Here is a 23,269-nt window from a genome sequence, read left to right on the forward strand (position 1 = left end):
ATAAGTCCTAATGGCGCTTAATTACAAACAGCGGAGTTTAAGTGGCTGATCTGCTCTGGACTGAAGCCGTGGCGAAGTAGTTCGAAGTCTTTCATTTGCACTTGAGCTTTTTGGCCTGTACCTATGACTTGATAAATACTACCACTCGCTGTTTTGATTAATTGATTGTGAGCAGAGATTTCTACAATTTTTGATGTACTAATGTAATCGTTGGTAGCGAATCGGTAAGTCATGTCATCAACACAGATACCCCATAAAATTTTTCCAATCGGTTTTTCACCGTCAAAAATAGAAACGATGTGCCAGTCTTTTACTATTGTATTCATTGAAAGCTCACATGACTTTGAATTGATGAGGTAATGATAGCCGAACAAAATTTAAAACTTTGGCAAAACCGTGGAGGTAATCCTGAGTTTTTATAGTAGTTAACCCTAAATGTTCATAACTAATTGTTTTAGTTTAAGTTGTTGAAATGAAATTTTTCCTGTCACATGGATTGCCGCTAACATCCGAGCTGTGAGTCAAAATTGAGTCCATCCAATTTCATTAATAGCAGATTCAAGCAACTCAAATCATATGTCTGATTATGGTTGTGGTAGGCGCTAATTAAACGTAGCCATATAGAAGGAAGCAAGGACGTCTTGAACGCTCTCTATTTGTATTAGCTACTTTAATTTTTTTCCCTGAAAACTCTGGGGTAAGTAATTCCCATTGACTTTGTTATTACTAAAAAATGGCTTAAAACCGCTGTTTTTTCGTAAACAGCTGCCAAGTTTAACTGTTTCGTTACTATGAGGTTAATCATTAAAATTAATGGGTTAGTAATATTGAGATTTAATAAATATCAAAATATATATTTATTTTAATGTTTATTAAATTCTAATAAAAACAACTGGTTAGTTAAAATTTTTACTTGATTTTTGTGATTTTAACTTCTATCACTTTTAAAGTGATAAAACTAATAGGTGAATAAAATGAAAACACTGAAATTCAAGACTCAATCATTCTCAAGTATCAAACAATTTAGTAAAGACGTTCTTACCAACAAGCAATTACAAGTTAACTTGTCCGCTCAGTGTGTTGACCCTGACTTTTTACCTCTTGGGAAATTAGTCGATAAGTTGAGTAAAGTGCTGACGGTAAATCAGGTTGATACGGTAATTATCCCTAATGAAGCGATTTCTAGCAGATATATTCATGAAATTATGACTTTGCTTACTGAGTTGAAAGTCAAAATCACGTTTGAAAAGCAACTAAACAAGGCCGAAGCTAGTAAAATTCCATTGTCTATATTACGCCGTATAGAAAACTAGATATGAGTTCAGGGATGACATACTTCTTACCTTAAGATTTTTTGAAAAAAATAAAGAGAGCTTTATATGATAAAGGTGCGAGATTTAGGGTTAAAAGCTATCGAGCTAATTGAGTTGTACGGTGAGAATTTAGTTGTCGAAAACATGCCGGGGGTTGCTCAAACAATGGAAAAAGGAGATTTTTTGATTGTTTATACGACGCCTTTTTCTGGGGCGGAGTCGTTACCGGGATCTAGAAGCTATATGATTGATATTTGGTATAAAAACAAGAAAGTATTCAGTGAGTACTTCAAAAATTTAGAAGATCTTTACAACTGTCATCGCTCAAAAAGATCCGAATGGACAAAACACCTGTTAAGTTTGAGTTAAACGAGTTTAAATTAAGGGATCATCGGCTAGGTAAAAATTTTTATTTCATGTAAGATGATTTACAAATGAATAAGAATAAGCAATTGGACAGTGCATACACTTTTTACGTGGCTAGGTAATCGCGATATTGAAAACATGGAACAGGAGCAGAACGCTGCTATTGTTTCACTTGCGACAAAATCTGAAATTCCATTCGACAAGATAGTTATTCTTTCCAACAAAGATGAAGATAAGTGGGATTCGTTTGAGCGCTTTCTGAAAAAGCGGATGGCGATGATAAGCCGACCATCTGAAGATATTAAAATCCACTTAGCGCAAATCCAAAGTCCAATTGACTACCAATCTATTTCAATCGAAACAGAAAAGTGGATCACAAAGTTATCTGAAGAGTCTGACATTCTCTCAATTAACCTAACTTCTGGTACGCCCGCAATGACAACGCTTTCTGTGCTTCATGGAAAGGGAAAGTTCAATACACGTTTTGTGCAATCGTCCCCAAAAAACGTTATTGAAGAAGTCGAAATACCACTGGATTTCGGTAAAGAATACGTAAAGTCTGCCTCAAAGAACATTGCTCATATAGCGACCTCATTACCTAAGGTACAAAAGGCGTTTTCAGAGTTAACTGCCAAGTCAAAAATAATGACTGGTGTGGTTGAAAAAGCCAAAAGAATAGCTGCGTCTGAAGTTCCAGCACTTATCTTAGGTGAAACAGGTACTGGTAAAGAGCTAATGGCACATGCTATCCACAAAGGTAGCCTGAGAGGCAATAAGCCTATAAGAGTCGTAAACTGTGGTGCGCTTGCTGAAAATCTAGTTGATTCAACACTGTTTGGTCATAAAAAAGGGGCGTTTACTGGCGCAGATAAAGATTTTGCAGGTCTATTTGAGCAAGCTAACGGTGGAACCTTATTTTTAGATGAAGTTGGTGAATTAAAGCCTGATATACAAGTTAAGCTTCTAAGGGCATTACAGCAAGGTGAAATTACCAGACTTGGTGATACGAAAACCATTAATGTCGATGTGCGCGTTATTGCTGCTACTCACCAAGATTTGACCTCCTTGATTGAACAAGGGGATTTTCGTGAAGATCTTTTTTATCGATTAGCAGTGGGCATTATCAATATGCCACCACTTAGAGATCGACTTGAAGATATTCCAGTCATAGTTGAACAACTAACAGAACAAATTAATGCGTCGGGGGCCAAACACCCAGACTATATAAGTAAAAAAGTTTCCGAAAATGGAATTAAATTTATTTTATCGCAGTCATGGCTAGGCAATATTCGTGAATTATGGAGCACATTGAACAGGGCTTTTCTCTGGACAGATGCAAAATTGGTAGGTGAAAAGGAACTGTCTGACGCGATCATAAATAGAAGATTTGGTGAGCAAAGTAATGATGTAAGGCTGTCTTTTAACGACAAAGTAGATATAGTTCAACTGACTGAAAATTATCAAAAAAAGTATGTTGAAGCAGCATTAAAAGCAAGCGGTAATGTTAAGAAACACGCTACCCAAATGTTGGGCTTAAAAGACCATCAAACGCTAACAAATTGGATGAAGCGATTGGGGATTCACAATGAAAAAGAACAATAATTTCGAATTTGGCATTGCGCTTGCGATATAGGACACAAGGAATAATCAGGAATGAAGCAATCAATGAATTTTGAACACATCCAAACCAAATGGCCTGAGTTACATCAGCTTGCTGCATTTGCAGAAGACTATGTAATAAGTGACCCACAAAGTGCTTTAGTAAAACTACGCTGTTTTGCTGAAAAAGTGGTTGGCTATTTGTACAAGGAGCTTCGCCTACCTGTATTCCCCAATTCTAACATCTATGACAAGTTAACCTCAGACGACTTCACAAGTGTCGTACCTAGTTTAATAACAGATAAACTTCATGCGATCCGTAAAAGCGGTAACCAAGCTGCGCATGAAGGCAAAGTCGATCAACAGCAAGCTATCTGGATATTAAAAGAAAGTTACTTTGTCGCTAGTTACCTCTTTATGGCTTATGCGGGCGGCCAGCAAGAAGACTGTCCTGAATTTACGATCCCAGAACAAACAAAACCTATTGAGCAATCTGGGGCAGAGTTTGTTAAAAAGAACAAACAACTTGAAAAACAGCTAGCTGAAAACGAAGCGCGTTTAAAGAAAGCACTCGAAGAGTTAGAAGCTTCTGAAAAAGCGCAAAAACTTGCACAAATTGAAGCATCCAAGCTTAAACAAGCAATTGACTCTGAAAAAGTCAGCCAAGTGCAATCACTGAATAAGAAAATCACATCAAGCTTTAAGTTTGACGAGGCTGAAACTCGCGCCCGTATTATTGATATGGATTTACGTGCAGCAGGTTGGAATGTTTCACTAGACGAATCTAGCACTGATCAAGTCGGTAAAGAGATAGAAGTCGCTCATCAGCCAACTCCTACAGGCATTGGCTACGTTGATTACGTACTGTGGGATGATGATGGTAAGCCATTGGCGGTTATTGAAGCAAAGCGTACTCGTGAATCGGTTGAAAAAGGCCGCGAGCAAGCAAAAATCTATGCTGATGCACTGGAAAAAGAATATGGTCAGCGCCCTGTAATATTCTATTCAAATGGCTACGACATTCGTATTTTAGACGATGCCCAAGGCTATAACAGCCGCAAGCTTTATGGTTATTACTCAAAAGACTCGTTGCAATACCTTATTAAGCAACGAACTTTGAAAAAAAATCTCAACCAAACGCCTATTGATACCGATGTGGCTGGTCGTATGTATCAAATGGAAACCATATCTCGTGTCTGTGAGCGTTTCACCAACAAACACCGTAAATCTCTTATCGTACAAGCTACGGGTACGGGAAAAACGCGAGTATCTATCGCGCTGGCAAAACGCCTATTAGATGCTGGTTGGGCGAAGCGTGTGCTATTCCTTTGTGACCGTAAAGAGTTGCGTAAACAAGCGGGTAATGCCTTTAACGAATTTACCAAAGAGCCACTATATGTGGTTGGCAAAAGTAAAAAAGAAGCTGCAAGCAGCGCTCGTGTTTTTATCGCAACCTATCCGGGCATGATGCGCATATTCCAAAAGTATGATGTAGGTTATTTTGATCTGATTGTTGCAGATGAATCACATCGCTCCATTTATAATATTTACGGCGATATTTTTAAGTACTTTGACGCGCTAGAAGTAGGTTTAACCGCAACTCCTGTTGAAATGGTATCTCGTTCAACCTGTCAGCTATTCGGTTGTGACTTTAAAATGCCGACGGCGAATTACCCGCTAGAGCAAGCGATAGAAGACGGTAACTTAGTACCCTATAAAATCGTAAGCTTTACCACTAAATTCCTGCGCGAAGGGATCAGTAAAGATAATCTCACCGACGAGCAGATCGCGGAACTAGAAGAGCAAGGCATTGATCCTAACGAGTTAGACTTCGACGCCAAACAAATCGATGAAGCGGTAAAAAACAAAGATACCAACCGTGTGATACTGCGTAACCTGATGGAAAAAGGTTTACGTGATGTTGATGGTCAATTGCCGGGTAAAACAATTGTCTTTGCGCGTAATATCGCTCACGCCGAGCTTATGGCTAACCTATTTGCAGAAATGTATCCGCAGTTGGGTAATAACTTTTGCAGAGTAATTCACTCCAAATATGAACGTGCTGAAGAGCTTATTGACGATTTTAAATCGACAGAAGAAAACAGCATTCGCATTGCCGTATCGGTTGATATGCTCGATACAGGTATTGATGTGCCTGAATGTGTAAACCTCGTATTTGCCAAGCCAATTAAATCGAAAGTGAAGTTCTGGCAAATGATTGGACGTGGTACGCGTTTGTGTAAAGATCTTTATGGAGCAGGTAAAGATAAAACTCACTTCTTGATTTTCGATCACTGGGAAAACTTCGAATACTTCGATATGGACCCAGAAGAAGAGGACGTTAAACAGTCAAAATCGTTAACTCAAAAGCTATTTGAATCACGCTTGTTATTGGCTGAAACCTCACTTAAAAAAGCCGACGTCGCAACGTTTGATGAAGTGATAAAACTCATTCATCAGGACGTATTTTCACTTGATATGAATACCATAGCGGTGCGTGACAATTGGCAGGTAGTTGAAGCGTGCAAAGACGAAAAACACCTCAACCAGTTTGCCCCAGAAACTAAAGCAAGTCTCTATGAACATATTGCACCTCTGATGCAATGGCGCAATATTATGGGCCAGTCAGAAGCGTATAAATTTGATAATGAAATCGCCATTATCCAAACTTTGCTATACACCGATCCAAGCCAAATCGACTTAGCTAGGCAAGCACTAATGGTGAAGATAGAAAAACTACAAATGCACTTAAATGAGGTGCGTGCTAAGGCAAGTTTTATTGCAGATATTCAAAAAGAGGAATACTGGCAGAACCTAACAGCATCAATAGACGGTTTTGAAACACTGGAAACCAGTCGTAAAGCATTGCGTAGCGTTATTCACTTAAGAGAGAAAGGTATTCAACCGCCTTCACAAGAAGTCATCTTAGACATCAGAGAAGATGAAGCTGACTATCAGGTTACGGAACGTCCTACCAAGATAGTGTCGATTGATTATCAGATCTTCCGTCAAGAGGTGGAAAAAACCTTAGCACCACTATTTGAAACCGATAGCGTGTTACAAAAAATACGTGCTGGTAACCCAGTAACAGAAGATGACATTGCTCGCTTAAATGCCTTAGTTCACATTCAAAACCCGAATGTCGATTTAAATACTTTAAAAGAGTTTTACCCAGATTCAACGGCAGGCTTAGACAAAATTCTTCGTACCATTGTTGGCATGGATAAAGAGGCAATCGAGCAAAGCTTTACTAAATTTGTACAGCAAACTCATACCCATATGAATGCCAAACAACAGCGTTTTATTGGTTTATTAAAAAATCACCTAGTGCGCTATGGCGTTATCAAGATTGATCAGCTTTACGATGCTCCATTTACCCAAGTGCATGACATGGGCTTAGATGGCGTGTTTAGTGAAGCGCAAGCCGATGTGATAGAGCAGTTTATTAAACAGTTTGATGTGGAGCTTGGACAAAAATCCACATCAGTAGATAAAGAAATTCAGTTGTAGGTCGAGCGTTTAATTAAACCGTTCGACAAGAGGAAAAGAGAAAATGATCACAGGTCAGCTTAAAAGCAAAATAGACAAACTTTGGGAAGAATTTTGGACGGGCGGTATTACTAACCCGCTAACGGTAATCGAGCAAATTACCTTTTTAATGTACGCCCGTATGCTTGATATGAATGAGCAAGCCGATGAAAAGCGTTTCGCCAGAACGAAAAAGCCGTTTACCCGACGTTTTAATGACAACGAGCAGCATTTGCGTTGGCAAAACTTGCGTCATTTAGGCGCTGAAGAGCTTTATAAAGTGGTTAAGGACGAGCTATTCCCATATTTCTCTAAAGCCAATGACGATGAATCAACCGAAGGCGCTATTTTTAACGAGTTTATGAAAGACGCACAGTTGATGATCCAAAAACAATCGCTATTAGTGAAAGCGGTAGAGATGGTTAACGACTTACCATTAGAAAACTCTGATACCAAAGGTGACTTATACGAATATCTATTAAGTAAGTTAACCACGGCAGGTATTAACGGCCAGTTTAGAACGCCACGTCACATTATTCGTGCAATGGTGGAAATGATGGACCCTGATAAAAACAGCCGTATTTGCGACCCATCAACGGGCACAGGTGGCTTCTTATCAGTGTCTTACGAATATTTACTTGAAAAATACACCTCACCAGAAGGTATAGAACGCGAGCCGCTATTTGATATCGATGGCAAGCCGCTGCTCGACATCAACGGTAAACAGCTTGAAAACGTCTTGTATTCAGGCGATTTAATTGGTGAAGACGCTCGCAAGCACATCGATACCGATATGTTCCACGGCTTTGATTTTGATGCCACCATGTTACGTGTTGCTGCAATGAACCTAGTGATGCATGGTATTAAACAGCCCGATATTCACTACCAAGATACCTTAAGCCAATCTTTCTTAGAGAAGTTTCCAAATGAAGCAAAATCCGGCATGGAAATTATTCTCGCCAATCCGCCGTTCAAAGGCTCACTAGATGAAGAAGACGTTTGCCCAGAGTTACTGCGTAAAGTAAAAACAAAAAAAACCGAACTTCTGTTTGTTGCGCTAATTGAGCGTATGTTACGTGTGGGTGGTCGCTCAGCGACTATCGTGCCAGATGGCGTATTATTTGGCTCGTCTAATGCGCACCAACAATTGCGACAATTGCTGGTGGATAATAACCAGCTTGAGGCGGTAATTTCACTGCCAAGCGGGGTATTTAAACCTTATGCGGGTGTATCAACCGCAATTTTAATCTTCACCAAAGGCGGTACTACCGACCATGTATGGTTTTATGACGTACAAGCCGATGGCTTCTCGCTAGACGACAAACGCACACCAATCAAAGACAACGACCTGCCTGATTTAGTTGCCCAGTTTAAAGCGCGTGATAAAGCTGAAGCAGAAACCGAAGCAAACAATAAAACCCAAAAGGCGTTTTGGGTGAGTAAAGACGATATCACCTCAAATAAATATGACCTTTCAATTAACCGCTATAAGGAAGTGGTTTATGAGGAAGAGCAATACGATCCGCCAGCAGATATTCTTAAAAAACTCGTAAAGCTTGAAAATGATATTCTAAAAGATTTGAAAGAGCTGGAGGGGATGCTGTGAGTTGGCCTTTAGTTAAACTTGGTGATTTAGTTGTTATCAAAGGTGGCGGAACACCCAGCAAAAAAGTCGAGGAATATTGGAATGGTGATATTCCTTGGGCTTCAGTTAAAGACTTAAAGAGTAATGAGATTAGTATTACTGCTGATACTATTACAGAGCTAGGTGTTAAAAATTCGGCTACTAATCTAATACCTGCTGGGACTATTCTTACTGCTACACGAATGGCTTTAGGTAAGTTTGTAATCAATTCTGTGGATATGGCTATTAACCAAGACTTGAAAGCATTGTTTATTAAAGATGTGTCCAAGGTTGAGCGAAATTATCTAGTTAGGTATTTGTCTTCCAAAGCTAAGTACATTGAAGGTGAAGGAAAGGGAGCTACTGTTAAGGGAATTACTTTGGATTTTTTAAAAGAATTAAAAATCCCACTCCCACCACTCGAAGAGCAAAAAAGAATCGCTGCGATTTTAGATAAAGCCGACAGTGTACGCCGCAAACGCCAACAAGCCATCGACCTCGCCGACGACTTCCTCCGCAGCGTCTTCCTAGATATGTTCGGCGACCCTGTAACCAACCCTAAAGGGTGGGAAGTAAAAAGCTTGAAGGACATAGCTAGAATTCAAATAGGGCCATTCGGTACGCAGCTTCATAAAGAAGACTATATAGAAAATGGTATACCACTAATTAACCCTACCCACATTGTAAAAGGGGAAATTATTCCAAAAGCGAACTTAACCATTTCAGATGAGAAACATGCTTCTCTATCAGAATATCATTTGAAAACGGGTGATATAGTTATGGGCCGCAGAGGTGAAATGGGGCGTTGTGCAATAGTAAATAGCAAAGAAGAAGGTTGGATGTGCGGAACAGGAAGTTTGTTCATTAGGCCGAAACAAACAGGCGTTTTTTCAGAGTACTTAAACAAGTTACTTTCTAGTCAAGCAATCAAAAATCATTTGGAGTCAGAATCGCAAGGCGCAACTATGCCCAACTTAAATAAAACTATAGTTGGCAATATTAAGATACCTGTACCTAGTGATGAAGTATTGGAGCAATTTACAGTAATAAAAGAGACTTTTTTGAAAACCAAAAGCTCTGTAATAGATTCTCTGAATGAGCCTTTATTTGAGTCTCTAAGCCAAAAAGCTTTCGCTGGCGAATTATAGCTCTTACTTTAAAACAAGAATAACAAGGACGTTGATATGTCAGAAGAAATTGAACAAGAAGCAACGAAATTAAAGCGTATTACCATTAAAACCGAAACAGGCAGTAAGTGGTTTGATGACCCGGATAAGTTGTTGGCTTGGGTTCAACAACAACGTCAGCTATATGGTTTTCACGGTAATGTTAGTCAGCGTTATCAGATGGCTCAACTATTTAACACATTTGACAACAGTTGGAATAATCTACAACAGCAAATAACTGATGGCTTGCGCCGTTTTAAAAATGACCCAGATAACTATAACAAACGAGTTGAGCAATTTAGTAATAGCTTTTCATCTTACTTAACCAATAAGCAGCTTTTTACGGAGGAAGCACCATTTGCACCGTTTGTGCAACGCCAAGCTAAAAAAAGTGTGGAATTGGGTCTCGCTGCCTTAGCGGTAGCTTTTGATGCTAATGTCTCACCTGTTGATCGCAAAATGTATCAAGGCTTGCAGCAAGCTGATAATTATTTTGCAGGTAGTGAGGACCGAATTAAAGACGAGGCAGATTCATTACAGCAATTAAAAGAGCGCTGGGATGAAGAGCAAACTAATCAGCGAGATAACTGGGTTAACGAGTATCAATTAAAAATTGATGAAGCGACACGTCAAAACTCAAAAGTTGATGGGTTAATCAGTGATTGGCAAGAACAAACTGAAACGCAAACAGCAGACTTAGAAACGCATAAAGAAGAATTTAAGAAAAAGTTCAAAGATGAACTCGCAAATGCCAAAACTGATTTAGAAAACCTGACTAAAACCTATGACGACAAATTAGCACTGCACGCAGCGGTTAAGTATTGGGGTATCCAACAAGATAGCCATAATGACAAAGCTAAGTTATACGCTAAGGCTTTAGGCGCAACGACAGTTGTTGTTCTGCTGACTATTATATTATTTGCAATTTTTGGCTTGGATAAGCCATTCAAGGAAGTAGCTGTTAGCCGCTTAGTAACCGCAGCAGCGATAACAACGTTTGGCATTTGGATTATTAAAATAGTCGGTAACATCTTTATGTCTCATCTTCATTTAGCGACAGACGCTCAAGAGCGCAGAACCATGATTCATACTTATTTAGCGCTCACTCGTAAAGGCCAAGGGCCAAAAGAAGAAGATCGACAACTTATTCTCCAAACCCTATTTAGGCCGAGCACAACCGACATGGTTAAAAATGACCAAGGCCCAACTCAACTTGTTGATTTAATTAACCGCCTATCACCAAAGCAGTAAGGAAACCTTAATGGCAAGAGACTATTCAAAATATCAATTTAATGGACAAGAATTAGGTAAAAATAGGTTAGTTCTTGAGGTTGTAAAACAATACGTTGTCGATCAAAACCCTACTTATAAGGAGCTTTTGGATACATTTCCTGCTGACATACAAGGTTCGCGAGGGCTTTTTATTGAGAAGTCTAAGTATGACGCATTACCTGAAGAGGCAGATGACAAAAAGAATAATCGCTATTTTACAAAAGTTGACGAGGTTATTACTCTTGCAGATCGAGAAGTTTTAGTAACGACTCAATGGGGAGTTGATAACATTGCTCGATTTATAAAAAAAGCAAAGAGCCTTGATTTTGAAATTGGTGAGCCTGCCAATAGTTATGATGATGTGTACTGGTTTTTAGGCGCGTCATATGGTGGTGACGACGATCAAACGGAAAGATTTCTAAGAGATGGAATTTGGCAGAACGGAACCGATGGAAAGTACACCGACAAAGTTCGGGAAATTAATAAAGGCGATAAAATTGCCATTAAATCTGCCTATACACAAACTCACGGTTTGCCTTTCGATAACAAAGGTAAGATGTCATCTGTGATGGATATTAAAGCTATAGGTGTTGTCACAGAAAATTTGAATGATGGCAAGACCCTAAAAGTTGATTGGCAAACCGACTTTAAAAAACTTACTTGGTACATGTACACATATCAGCCTCGAATTTGGAAAGTTGTTCCTAATAACAAAGAAAGAAGAGCTTTGGTTGATTTTACATTTAACGGCGCGAAACAAGATTTCTCAATATTTGTAAATACTGATGAAGAATTTAATGATGTATCTATAACTTCGTCTTCTGACGATTCTTCATTAAACACTATTTTGTATGGGCCACCGGGAACCGGAAAAACTTATCATTCAATTCATGCTGCTGTAAAAGCGGCGGAGCCTGAAATGTTTAATGCTCTTGGTATTGATGAAAGCTTTGGTACAACACCTGAACAGCGATCCGAGTTAACTCGCCTTTACAAGGAACTTTATAATTCAGGGCGCATAAGGTTTGTTACTTTCCATCAAAGTTATGGCTATGAGGAGTTTGTAGAGGGGCTTAAAGCATCTTCTGATGATGGAAATATATCTTACGATGTGGAAGATGGCGTTTTTAAGAAGATTTCTGTTCAAGCTGAAAAATTTTTAAAACCTAAAGAAGCTGAGTCAAATTATAGCTTTGAAAAAGCATGGCAAGTATTTACTGAGCAGTTGTCAGAAGAAGAGTTTGTTGAAGTTCAAATGTCTAAAACATCCTTTAAGGTTTTAGACTTTAACGATAGTCGGATCTTTTTTGAGAAAAAAAGCGGAAGCCAAGATCACACTTTAAGCATTTCTACGTTGAGGGCTATCTTTGAGGAACGGCGTGAGTATACCTCAGGGTTAGGTGTTTACTATCGTCCATTAGTTAAGTACTTAAAAGAACTTAGCGAACCAGAGCAAATGTCTGCTATAGAACGCCAAAACTTTGTACTGATTATCGATGAAATCAATAGAGGCAATATTTCAAAGATTTTTGGTGAGCTAATTACATTGATTGAGCCATCAAAGCGTTTGGGTCAATCGGAAGCTATCGAAGTCACCTTACCATATTCCGGCGATAAATTTTCAGTGCCGGATAATCTTTACATTATTGGCACGATGAATACCGCTGATAGATCTTTGGCACTGATGGATACAGCCCTTCGCCGCCGTTTTGACTTTGTTGAGATGATGCCAGATTACAATGTTCTACATGACGAAGAAGGTTTGCCATTCAAAGTTGAAAGTGAGGGTTTTAAAATAGATTTAGTAATGCTATTGCAAACACTGAACAAACGAATATCTGCACTTTATGACAGGGAACATCAGCTAGGGCATGCGTTTTTAATGCCTGTTGTGAAAGCCGTTGCTGCTGGTGACGATGAGAAAGCGCTTCATGAATTGAAGAGCTGTTTTCAGAACAAGATAATTCCATTACTCGCTGAATACTTTTTTGAAGATTGGCAAAAGATTCGTTTAGTGCTTGGTGACAACCAAAAGCCAAAAGCTTATCAACTTATTAATCAGTTAGATGTCGATTACGAGGTGCTCTTTGGTGATACTGAGGATGTTGGTGACATCACCGATGGCGTTCAAGATTATAAGTTGATTAAAGCTGACTCTGAGCTTTGGACTGCTCCTTTGACCTATATAGGCATATATAGCGTTGGCAGTTTACCAAAGGGTGAAGGTTAACTAACTCAGCATGATTAAGGGATTAAAGCGACAAAAAACGACAAACATTACCGTATTTGAGTATGGACTCTTAAGTGCTAGTTCTAAAGCGGCTGAAAAAGATAATGTTGAAGCAATATCGGAAGATGCTTTTGAATATCTTAAAAAGTGCTGTTTATGTGATGAGTCGGAATCACGTTTTTTAAAGCTGAAAATTGCGCATGGCATGGAAGTGCTGCAAGTGCAGAATTACGCTGGTGTAGTTCTTTGCCCTGATGGAACACAAATAGAAATACTCCCCAAAATCGCTAAAGCAAATAATCAAGAACGTGCAGCTACAGAAGCGCAAAAGTCCTTGTTAATGATGCTTAAATCATTAAAGCAGTTTCGCCACATTGAGACTGAGGTTGCGAGCATTAACAAGCAAAAAATGCCATTGATGGAAATTTTTATCGCGCAGTTTTTAAATGCGGTAAATGTTCTCGTTAAGAAGGGCGTAAGAAGTGATTATGTTCGAGAGCAAACTAATAGCGTTTATCTAAAAGGCAAGCTTCTACACAGCCAACAACTTAAACATAATTTTATTAATCGCCACAAGTTTTATGTTGAATACGATGCTTATTTGATGGATAGAGCGGAAAATCGACTTATTCATTCAGCACTAAAATCTGTCGCCTCATATACCAATGTGAATAAGAGTAAAAAACTATCTCAGGAGCTGCTGTTTGCTTTTGATGAGGTGCCTCGCAGTTCAAACTACAAGAACGACTTTTCTAGTGTAAAACTGCAACGAGGCATGCAGCACTACGATGTGCCTTTAAGTTGGACAAGGCTTATATTGGAGGGCTACTCACCTCAGTCAATGTTAGGTGATAACAATGCTTACTCGTTGTTGTTTCCAATGGAAGCTGTATTTGAAAACTTTGTCGCTAAATACCTAAAGCAACGAGTGACAAACCCTCAAAAGCTATCTTCTCAAGTACAAAGTAAATCACTGGTAACTTATGGTGATAAGAGCTATTTCCGACTCAAACCTGATTTATATCTTAAAGATTTCATAGGTATGGATACGGTATTAGATACCAAGTGGAAGTTAATCAATCAAAATAAAAAGTCTGGCAAAGATAAGTTTGGTTTATCTCAAGATGACTTCTATCAAATGCTGGGTTACGGCTACAAGTACCTTAACGGTGAAGGTGACCTCGTTTTGATTTACCCTAAAACAGATAGTTTCGATGAACCTCTTGAGCATAGCTTCAATTACGACTATGAAAATAGACTGAAATTAAGGGTACTACCTTTTGACGTTAGTCCTTACCGAGGAAGTAATGGCAATGAACGAATTGATTTAAGTTTATTAGGCATTAGCAATAAATAAGGCGAAGTATGAGCCACAGGATACTAAAAGGAACACAATGAAAATTAAATCGCTGAGTATTCAGAATTTTAAAGGAATAAAGGAAAAGGCTGTATTACCAGTAGCTCCTATTACCTTATTCTTTGGAGCAAATAGCACAGGGAAGAGTGCTGTGTTACACGCGTTTTTATATCTTTATGAAGTTATTGCAAAAGGAAATTACGACCCCTTGGTTAGTAGTATTGCAGGTGAACAGTTGTATTTTGGTGGATTTAAAAACCTTGTTCATGGAAAAGACCTTAATCAAGTAGTTACTCTTGGCGTATCGTTAGATTTTAGCCAAAGTGATAGTGATGTGTGGGATGACTATTTATCAGACTCTGAAAGGTGGCTGCTGGAAACAAATCTAGGTTTTTATCCTGACTCTGACGCGCCTGAAGTTAGCTTTGAACTTGACTTGAAATGGGACAACTTAAAAAAAAGAGTATTTATCAGTCGCTATGAATGCAAAAGTAATGGGACTTGTTATTTTAAAATTCAGTCTCAAGAAGGGAAGCCTGATAGCCAAATAACCCATTATCAACCCCTGCCGCACTGGCAAATTGATGATGCCTTTCAACTTGAGAGTGTTTTTGAATCAGGTGAATGGCAAGATGTTTCACTTAGTGGTCAGAACTCTTTGCCAGATATATATAAGCGACTTGATTTATCAGGAGCTTCTGTAGATTGGTCAAGCATATATGAAGAACACCCTTTAATTGCCAAGTTATTTGCAGAAGGAGCATTATCCCAAGCTACTTTAGCACCAATGAAACTGTTGGTTAAGAAGCTCGAAAATATGTTTCATATCGGGCCACTGCGTGTTGTGCCATCTCGTTCACTTGCCCTCTCGGCAAAAACCAATACAAACAGATGGTATGATGGCAAAGCAGGATGGGATCTCTTTGCATATAGCGGCAACAGTTTCCAAGATATCGTTAATGAAAAGTTTAATGCACCTTCTTATTTTAATTCAGGCTATAAATTTACAACTGAATCATTTGGTGACTCAACAAACTTAGACAAAAGAGTCGTAGTACAGGAGGTTTCTTCGGGTGTTTCGTTATTACCTTCGAGTGTTGGAGTTGGCTTATCTCAGGTATTTCCGTTTGTTGTAGCGACTAGTCTAGATAAGGACTTACTTATTGCATGCGAGCAACCGGAATTACATATCCATCCCAAGTGGCAGTTGGCGTTGGCTGATATGATGCTATCTGCTATTAATCAAAACCCGGACCGAATATTCTTTATTGAAACGCATAGTGAGCATATTCTGCTGCGTTTGCTCAAGAGAAGACGGCTTACTGCTGAAGGTGAACTTGATGAGCGAAGTTTTCAGTGTTTAAAAGCAGATGTTCAAATAATTTTTTGTGAACAAGAGAACGGCAAAACAAAGCTAATACCGATTAAAACAACCGATGAGGGAGACTTTGACGCGCCGTGGCCTAATGGCTTCTTTGAGGAAAGAAGGGAGGAACTTTTCTAATGCTTCATTTAGAGTTTGCTGTTGCTCCACACGAAGTTACTTCTTTACATCATTTATCGATAATTGAGGCCAGAATGGGCTTTGAAAAAGGTGCCCTTTTATCTAGGTTTCCTAATGGATGGTTTCGAGAAGTTTCTGAACACCTGCGCCGAAATGTTGCTGCAAATAGAATTGACCGTACTACAGAAAAACTTCGGCAGATTAAAAATAATAAATTAGTAGCTTTTCAACGGGATTATGTTGGTGATGACTGGGCGCATGCAGCTCAAAATAGCCATGTTCAATCTCCATTTCATAGGGTGATCGAAGAGTCATTGAATGCACCTCCTCATTTAATATCTTCCATTGAAGATTTAGAGGAAGGTGATTTCGTTTTTGCTACACAATACCAGCGAAATGCTCAATCAATCGCAAGTGCAGCGCAAGCTTTGCTTAACGGAGCAGAAAAAGTAACGTTATATGACCCTTACTTTTGCCCAACAAAAGTAGGTTTTCTAAACACTTTAAAAGAATGCATGAATCTATGTAGAAAAGCTGATGTTGAATTTCATATTTTCTCTGAAGAAGACCGAAAACCAGATTGGCAACTTAGGCTAGGTTCTTTATTGGCATTAAAGGAAGATCTTCCCGCGAACATTCGTTTATTCTGGTACTGTGTCGATGATAATGGCTCAGGGTTCTTGCACTCTAGAGGACTATTTACTTCTAAAGGTGGACTCGTTTATGACCGTGGTTTTGAAGAGCCTAGTGACTTAGCACAAAGAGTTGAATTAACCGATGTTACGCCTATGCCAATCGGATTATTGACTGAAAAGGCAAGAGCATTCAATACAGCACAACAGTATGAGCAATTTACGTTAGTCAGAGACGTTTGGTCATCAAATTAATAAGCGATGTACTGCTACTAGGTGTAAAAAGGTAATAAATATTACTTTTAAGTATTTTATATTATCGTGTGTGTGCATTTGGTTAAGCTAAGTTGCTGAAAATTAAGTTATTTTATTTTGGCATCTATTGTGCATTTATAGGTAAATTCAAATTATAAGGAAGTGAAGTAAATGCCTGAAATACAAAAAGTTAGTTTGAAAATTCCTACTGTTTGGAATTGTGATGTTAAAGTCGATGGGAATAAAGTTGAAAGGTTGCTTTATCCAGAAATAAATACTGAGATTCACCTAGCTAATACAAATAATGCAGGGGTATTGCTCGCTACTTCTAATGCTGGTGCTTACCTTGAGCGTTTTCTGGTAGTTAAAAGTAGTAAATGTGATATTGACGCATATCCTGATTTACCTGTTTTGAAAGTTAAAAATTCAGCCGCTTTTAACGCTATTTCTTCTGAGACGGAAGTGATCTGGTTAAGGTCACCAGCTTGCTTTATCCAAGGAGTAACTCCAATTGATATCGCTAAATCATGGATTAATAAATTCAGTTTTAAGGAAGAAGATCTGGAGTTAGGTGTACATGGCCTCAGAACGCCCCAAGTGGGAGCGTTGCATGCCATTTCTGCTGAGTTTTCTAAGAGTAACATTGGACCTAGCACCGTAGTTTTACCAACAGGTACGGGTAAAACCGAAACTATGCTATCTACTGCTATTTATCATCGGTGTAGAAAGGTACTGGTATTGGTTCCGTCAAATTCACTTAGAGATCAAATAGGTGAAAAATTCAAAACGCTAGGATGCCTAAAAGAGCTGGGAGTTATTGAGAAGGATACTCTTTATCCAGCAGTGACAAAGATTAAACATGGTATCAAGTCTAGCGATGACGCTAAACAGATTGTAGAAAATTCGAATGTCATTATCGCCACACCTCAAATTCTTAATTCCAAGTTCTCTAAAGCTGGTGTTTTAGATGTTTTATGTGAGGGCTGTGATTATTTGTTTGTCGATGAGGCTCATCACATCTCAGCTAAAAAATGGAATGAAATTAAAGAAAAGTTTGCTGGGAAACGTGTTTTGCAATTTACTGCAACGCCATTTCGAAATGATACTGAGAGTCTTGGTGCCAAGATTATTTATAACTACACAATGGGTGAAGCGCAGAGAGCTGGCTATTTCACAAGTGTCCAATTAGAACCTGTAGAAGAGTACTTTCAGGAGCAGATGGATGAATCTATTGCTGATAAAGCTTTAGCTTTGCTTAAGAAGGATATTGGTGACGGTTTTGATCATTTGATGATGGCTAGGGTTCGCACTAAATCACGAGCGGAGGAAGTATATAAACTTTATAAACGCCTTGCTCCCGAATTGAACCCCATACTTGTTCACTCTGACTTGACAAAAACAGAACAAAACAAACGTTTAGACTTGTTAAAGGCTAAAACTTCAAAGCTTGTAGTATGTGTTGATATGCTTGGGGAAGGTTATGACCTTCCTAATTTAAAAGTAGCTGCAATTCATGATCACCATAAAAGTCTTGCTATCACATTACAGTTTATAGGTCGCTTTACGCGAGTGTCGAGCAAGGAAAAATTAGACGTTGCAAAGGTTGTCGTTAACATCGCTGATCCCGGTGTAGAGGGCGCACTTCAAAAACTTTATGCTTTAGGTGCTGACTGGGATGTAGTGCTTAGGCGATTATCGGAGAATCAAATAGAGAGGGAAGTCCGCTTACAGGAAGTAGTTGATTCGTTAAAAGGTGAAGGTGATTTACATGATCAGTTATCACTTTGGAATTTACGACCATCTCATTCCGCTATGTTATTTAAAACCGATTGCAACAACTGGCAGCCAGAGAAATTTAAAGAGATAGATTTTGCTTGTAATGAACATTGGCATTCAATCTCAGTAGAAGAAAATATATTGGTGCTCCTCGCTGTCAAAAGTACGGCAGTAAAGTGGGGGCATTTCAAAGACATCAATGACATTAACTACAAAATATTAATCGCTCATTGGGATAGTGGTAGAGATGCGCTGTTCGTTTATTCTAATGACTACAAGAGCTTTAAGGTTGAAAAATTAGTTGAAAAGCTTTGTGGCGAATCATCATTCGTTATGTCTGGAAAGCAGATATTTAATGTTCTCAATAATATTGAATACCCTTTGGTTACCAATCTTGGCTCTGCACAGAATGGAGCTATTAGCTTCACACAGTTTTTCGGTCCAAACGTAACAGAGGGGCTGAGTGCAGTTGAAAAGTCTGCTTCTACTTTAAGTAATATAGCGGCTTTGGGATATGAGAATGGAGACAAAGTTTTGTGGGGATGCTCGGAGAGAAAAGGAAAAGTATGGTCTCCGCAAGCAGGAACGATTGCTGATTGGTTAGATTGGGTAAAAGATGCTTGGGATAAAGTAGCTAATGGAAGTACCGATGAAGCGAACATTACACGAGACTTCTTGCGTCCGACTAAGATAGAAAAGCCTCATAACTCTAAACCTATTTCTATTCAGTGGGGTGAACAACTTCAGCAGAGGTTTGAGGATGGAGTTAGGATCTATTTTGGTACTGTATTCCAATATTTGTATGAGATTGATTTAAAGGTAGATTGGGACGAATCAAACAATAATCCAAAACTAGTTTTCCAATCTGAACTATATTGCTCTGTTTACGAATTGATAATTGATGGAGATTTACCGAAAGGCTACGAATATAAGTTAATTGAAGGCGATGAAATAAAGATCCAAATTGGCAATTCAGAAGAAATGCCTCTGATGGAAGAAATGTTGAAAGACCCAATATTTATTTATTACGCAGATGGATCGTTTTCATATAATTGCTATTGGGTAGAGGTAAAAAATAACATTGGTGAGTTTGATAGAGAACATCTAACTCCCGTTAAGTGGACAGTAGATATTACAAATGAATCGATGGGGGCAAGTCAAAAAGCAGACAGTGTGCAGTATCAAACTTGGAAAACAATTGAGGATGAATTCGATATCATCATCAATGACGATGATAGTGGTGAGGCTGCTGATTTAGTTGCGCTTAGATCTCTACCAGACAAAATCATTTTAAGTTTGTATCACTGTAAATATTCGCACGGAGCAACCCCCGGAAGGCGTTTGAGTGATTTATATGAAGTATGTGGACAGGCTCAGCGCTCAGTCCGTTGGAAGCATGTTGGATTACCTTACGTTTATAAGCATATTAAAAAGCGGGAATCTGCTTGGAGAGGGAAAGGAAACAGTAGGTTTTTAAAAGGTAACATTGCAGCATTAGAAAACCTGAAAAATAGATCAAGAACAACACCCGTTGAGTTTCAGGTGACTATTGTGCAGCCCGGCGTACTTAAATCATCAGTAACTGAAGAAATGTTGAAGTTACTGGGCACTACGGAACTATTTATTAAAAAGACAACTATGGCAGAACTGCAAGTTTGGTGCTCTGGATAGCTTGATAACACAAAATAAGGATTATTTATGGAACTGACAAGACAATCTAAAATTTGGGGTTATCACTATGATCGGTTTAAGCATAAAGAGCAAAGTTATGTAATTCAAAATCAAATATTAGCGGATTGTATTGGTATTGGAGCTGGTAGTTCTCGATCTAAAGAAAGACCGATAGTAGGCTTTAACTATGGAAAAGATAACGGATATCAACTCTTAACGTACTTAACGGAATTGGCTCTAGGTTTTAGGAGATTACCGTGGTGCCAAGATAGGAATTACCGTAGAGGAGTATACAATGAAGAAAAATATATCTATGAGATTTTAAAGCAACTCGATCCGAACACAATTGAACAGTTGGTGAGCGAGGTAAAAACGATTTATGAACATACTCAAGCTGAATTAAGTAAAGTGGGTTTGAGTAAAGTAAAACTTGTTCGCCATATTGCAGCTAAAGACAACAGCTATGCTCAAACAATTATGGGAATCAGAAGTTGCGCAGAATTACTAGGTAAAAACGACATAGAATTTGAAATGGATATATTAAACTCCTTTTCCTGTGAGGATGGAGCATATGGTCATTTATCGGATGTTCAAATCTATCATGAATTTGATGCCTCAGACGTTCTGTATTGTAGTAGCCTCCTCCACAGTGGTGAAAAAGACCGTATATTCATGGAAAGTGGTGAGTGGGTGGTAATCAATCGGTCAGCAAATGGGATCGTTAGTTTGCCAACTGACTCGGTGACATATGATAAAACTAAATGGTCAGATGGGCTTGAGCTAGAGTCGAACAAACGTAAGGCTCAGGAAATCCTTGAAGAACGCACGCCATTTCATATTAGGCAGGAGAGGGAGTTTGACATGAGATATGCATCTCTTGGAAAACACCCTAAATGGAAAAGAAAACTAGCTGAAATTTTACTTAAATGAAAAAGTAGAGTTTAGTTTTCGGATGATCAGATCGGTATGTCGCTGTTGTTTCAACAGCGCTTCCTGCACAGCGTCAACATCAATATCTTCATAATCACGTCTGTCATGAGCTATATAGGTATCAACGTTTAGAGAATAACCATGTTTGATAACTTTATTTGGTGTCACTAATTCAAGTTTTATTGATTGACTGTTCTGGTTTCGATAGGCTTCGGCGATGTCGTCAATGGACGTTAGAATGTTTATCCCTGCATCTGGGGTATAGCAATTTCTAGCGTCAATGAAGGTAATTTTGTCCTTGTTAGACCTTTTTTTATTAAGGACAATAGCGAATAAAGGAACTGTTCGAGCATCAAGCAGTTTAGGTGGAAGTTGAATAACAGCATCAATTTGATTGTTATCGACTAATTGTTTTCTGGAATGAAAGTCAGAGTGCCTGCTAAGCGGTCCTTTGGCAGTAATAATAACGGCCTTACCAGAGTCATTTAGCGAATAAAGCATGTGATGAATTAACGCGTGCTCCCAAAAGCGAGACTTCAAAACAGCTTTAGGAATTCGGTTTTCTTCATAGTCTCCTTTTAGTTTTTTGCTGCTATCACCAGTAATGTCCTCTATTTCAGAATATATGCTTGGTTGAAGCAAAGTTATCGCATAATCAAATTCACCCTTTTTGACGTTGGCTACAGGAGTAAGTGCAAACGAGTTTATGGTGTTTAGTTTTTGAACTCCCGCTATAAGCAGTTGATGCCTGATATAGCGTGAGGATTGATTAACGCTTTCAGTGGTTATAGATAAATTCTGGTTTTGTAGAGCAAAATCAACTATGGATTCTCCTGCTATTGCGTATGGATCATAAACACGGCTTTTGGGTTTTGGTTGCAATAGTTTTGTATATATCTTGGCGAAATTAAAAGGCAGTGCTTGATATGAAAATTCCGCTGCAAATTGATCTGGTAAGTTCATTGCCTGAAGGCGCTGTAAAACCCTATCGTAAAGCGTGACACGATCCTGCCGAGATAACTTTTGGATGTCTGAATTATCACTTAATTGAAAAACTTCGTGAAATACAAGTGCTCCATCGCTGTTATTGGTTAACTCTACAAGTTCATTTAAAAAAGCTCTTAGAGCAGGAGTTAGTAACTCATTGGTTGAATACTTTCTAACTGTTGCCAAAAACTCATGGTTCGACTTTTTCTGCTTGCATTCGGTTATTAAGTTATCCAAGTTTGGAGATTTTACTAATACACAAGTAAGAAGAGTAAGATAAAGATCTCGTTCATGGATTGTATCGTTGGTAAACCCAACATACTTGTAGGACTGAATGACGGTAGATACAAGGCTTTCGATTACATCATTATTCATTTTAGTGAACTCCAGATAGCTTCTGAAAATTTCTCCAGCTCTTGTTCTCTTTGTTTTATCAGTAACTGTTGTAAATGCTTTTCTTTCTTAATACTGGTGTCTAAATCAACTAGCATCTGCTGGTGCTCAATTGGCAGTTCAGTTGGCAATTTTAGTTCGAGAAGCCTTTTTTTGGAAAGCGTACTCTGATAACTCCCGCTGCTATTGACCGTAAACCAGTTTTGAACAGACGCACTGTTTAAAAATACTTCTAAATACTCAGGCGACAGTTTTGAAGAGTCATTAACTGTAATAATCAAAAAGTGCTGATTTGCTACAACATTGTCGGGTAAGTTTTTCAACAGAAGTGCAGTTTTGGTGTGGCCTTTGGCAACAAGTAAAATCTCATTCTCTTGCAATGTTTTTATTGTGCGACTTGAATCGATATTGGTTCTAGTAATATTTGCCCAGTCTAATCCCGCAAGCGTAAGATCTTGAACATCTCTAAGCTGTATGACTTGATATTCACCCTTGTCACTACTCTCTATTGCCTTGCTAAAAGTCCAACCCGTTCTAACTTTTATTATTGATTTTTCTTCAGTCATCGACACGCACCTTTGATTAATATCTATATGCTACCACCTTAAACTCACTTTTGCAGTGAGAATTTGACAGGGCATCGAAATTGATCAACAATTGATCTTG

The 23,269-nt window shown here is 38.6% G+C and carries 16 protein-coding genes; 13 read left to right on the forward strand and 3 right to left on the reverse strand.

The window, feature by feature from the left end; all coding sequences use genetic code 11:
- Nucleotides 1-17: 17 nt before the first annotated feature.
- Nucleotides 18-326: a hypothetical protein gene (locus tag QR722_RS04180; protein WP_211868103.1), complete on the reverse strand. Its 309-nt coding sequence runs from the start codon at nucleotides 324-326 to the stop codon at nucleotides 18-20.
- Between the two features lie 648 nt (nucleotides 327-974).
- Here QR722_RS04180 and QR722_RS04185 point away from each other — a divergent pair.
- From QR722_RS04185 to QR722_RS04245, 13 genes are all read left to right on the forward strand, one after another.
- Nucleotides 975-1,313, forward strand: a complete 339-nt coding sequence (locus QR722_RS04185; RefSeq protein WP_237114934.1) for a hypothetical protein — start codon at nucleotides 975-977, stop codon at nucleotides 1,311-1,313.
- Nucleotides 1,314-1,379: 66 nt separating this feature from the next.
- On the forward strand, nucleotides 1,380-1,682 hold the full coding sequence (locus tag QR722_RS04190; protein WP_286285547.1) for a hypothetical protein: 303 nt from the start codon (nucleotides 1,380-1,382) through the stop codon (nucleotides 1,680-1,682).
- Nucleotides 1,683-1,772: 90 nt separating this feature from the next.
- Entirely contained in the window at nucleotides 1,773-3,281 is a 1,509-nt protein-coding gene (locus QR722_RS04195; RefSeq protein WP_286285549.1) for a sigma-54 interaction domain-containing protein, read from the forward strand.
- Nucleotides 3,282-3,332: 51 nt separating this feature from the next.
- Nucleotides 3,333-6,788 (forward strand): DEAD/DEAH box helicase family protein, encoded by a 3,456-nt coding sequence (locus tag QR722_RS04200; RefSeq protein WP_286285551.1) that lies wholly within the window; start codon nucleotides 3,333-3,335, stop codon nucleotides 6,786-6,788.
- A gap of 43 nt (nucleotides 6,789-6,831) precedes the next feature.
- Nucleotides 6,832-8,412, forward strand: a complete 1,581-nt coding sequence (locus QR722_RS04205) for a type I restriction-modification system subunit M (RefSeq protein WP_199525148.1) — start codon at nucleotides 6,832-6,834, stop codon at nucleotides 8,410-8,412.
- Nucleotides 8,409-9,578, forward strand: a complete 1,170-nt coding sequence (locus QR722_RS04210) for a restriction endonuclease subunit S (RefSeq protein WP_286285558.1) — start codon at nucleotides 8,409-8,411, stop codon at nucleotides 9,576-9,578. The genes QR722_RS04205 and QR722_RS04210 overlap by 4 nt, the downstream gene beginning before the upstream one ends.
- Before the next feature lie 36 nt (nucleotides 9,579-9,614).
- The gene (locus QR722_RS04215; RefSeq protein WP_286285562.1) at nucleotides 9,615-10,847 is read left to right on the forward strand and encodes a DUF6161 domain-containing protein; all 1,233 of its coding nucleotides are present in this window, start codon (nucleotides 9,615-9,617) and stop codon (nucleotides 10,845-10,847) included.
- 10 nt (nucleotides 10,848-10,857) lie between these two features.
- Nucleotides 10,858-13,098, forward strand: a complete 2,241-nt coding sequence (locus QR722_RS04220; protein ID WP_286285564.1) for an McrB family protein — start codon at nucleotides 10,858-10,860, stop codon at nucleotides 13,096-13,098.
- Between the two features lie 10 nt (nucleotides 13,099-13,108).
- A complete protein-coding gene (locus QR722_RS04225) occupies nucleotides 13,109-14,455 on the forward strand; it encodes an McrC family protein (RefSeq protein ID WP_286285565.1) in 1,347 nt (448 codons plus the stop codon).
- Nucleotides 14,456-14,492: 37 nt separating this feature from the next.
- On the forward strand, nucleotides 14,493-15,959 hold the full coding sequence (locus QR722_RS04230; RefSeq protein ID WP_286285567.1) for an AAA family ATPase: 1,467 nt from the start codon (nucleotides 14,493-14,495) through the stop codon (nucleotides 15,957-15,959).
- Nucleotides 15,959-16,846, forward strand: a complete 888-nt coding sequence (locus tag QR722_RS04235; protein WP_199525142.1) for a hypothetical protein — start codon at nucleotides 15,959-15,961, stop codon at nucleotides 16,844-16,846. Before QR722_RS04230 ends, QR722_RS04235 begins: the two co-directional genes overlap by 1 nt.
- A gap of 171 nt (nucleotides 16,847-17,017) precedes the next feature.
- Nucleotides 17,018-20,293 carry a DEAD/DEAH box helicase gene (locus QR722_RS04240; protein WP_286285570.1) on the forward strand — a complete coding sequence of 1,092 codons (3,276 nt, stop codon included), beginning with the start codon at nucleotides 17,018-17,020 and terminating at the stop codon, nucleotides 20,291-20,293.
- Between the two features lie 27 nt (nucleotides 20,294-20,320).
- Nucleotides 20,321-21,223 (forward strand): hypothetical protein, encoded by a 903-nt coding sequence (locus tag QR722_RS04245; protein ID WP_286285572.1) that lies wholly within the window; start codon nucleotides 20,321-20,323, stop codon nucleotides 21,221-21,223.
- Here QR722_RS04245 and QR722_RS04250 read toward each other — a convergent pair.
- Together QR722_RS04250 and QR722_RS04255 are read right to left on the reverse strand one after the other, a co-directional pair.
- Nucleotides 21,212-22,585 carry an N-6 DNA methylase gene (locus tag QR722_RS04250; RefSeq protein ID WP_286285574.1) on the reverse strand — a complete coding sequence of 458 codons (1,374 nt, stop codon included), beginning with the start codon at nucleotides 22,583-22,585 and terminating at the stop codon, nucleotides 21,212-21,214. The two genes, QR722_RS04245 and QR722_RS04250, sit on opposite strands and share 12 nt — an antisense overlap.
- Nucleotides 22,582-23,169: a restriction endonuclease subunit S gene (locus QR722_RS04255; protein WP_286285576.1), complete on the reverse strand. Its 588-nt coding sequence runs from the start codon at nucleotides 23,167-23,169 to the stop codon at nucleotides 22,582-22,584. Before QR722_RS04255 ends, QR722_RS04250 begins: the two co-directional genes overlap by 4 nt.
- Nucleotides 23,170-23,269 lie beyond the last annotated feature (100 nt).

Source organism: Aliiglaciecola sp. LCG003 (assembly GCF_030316135.1).
Lineage (GTDB): Bacteria > Pseudomonadota > Gammaproteobacteria > Enterobacterales > Alteromonadaceae > Aliiglaciecola.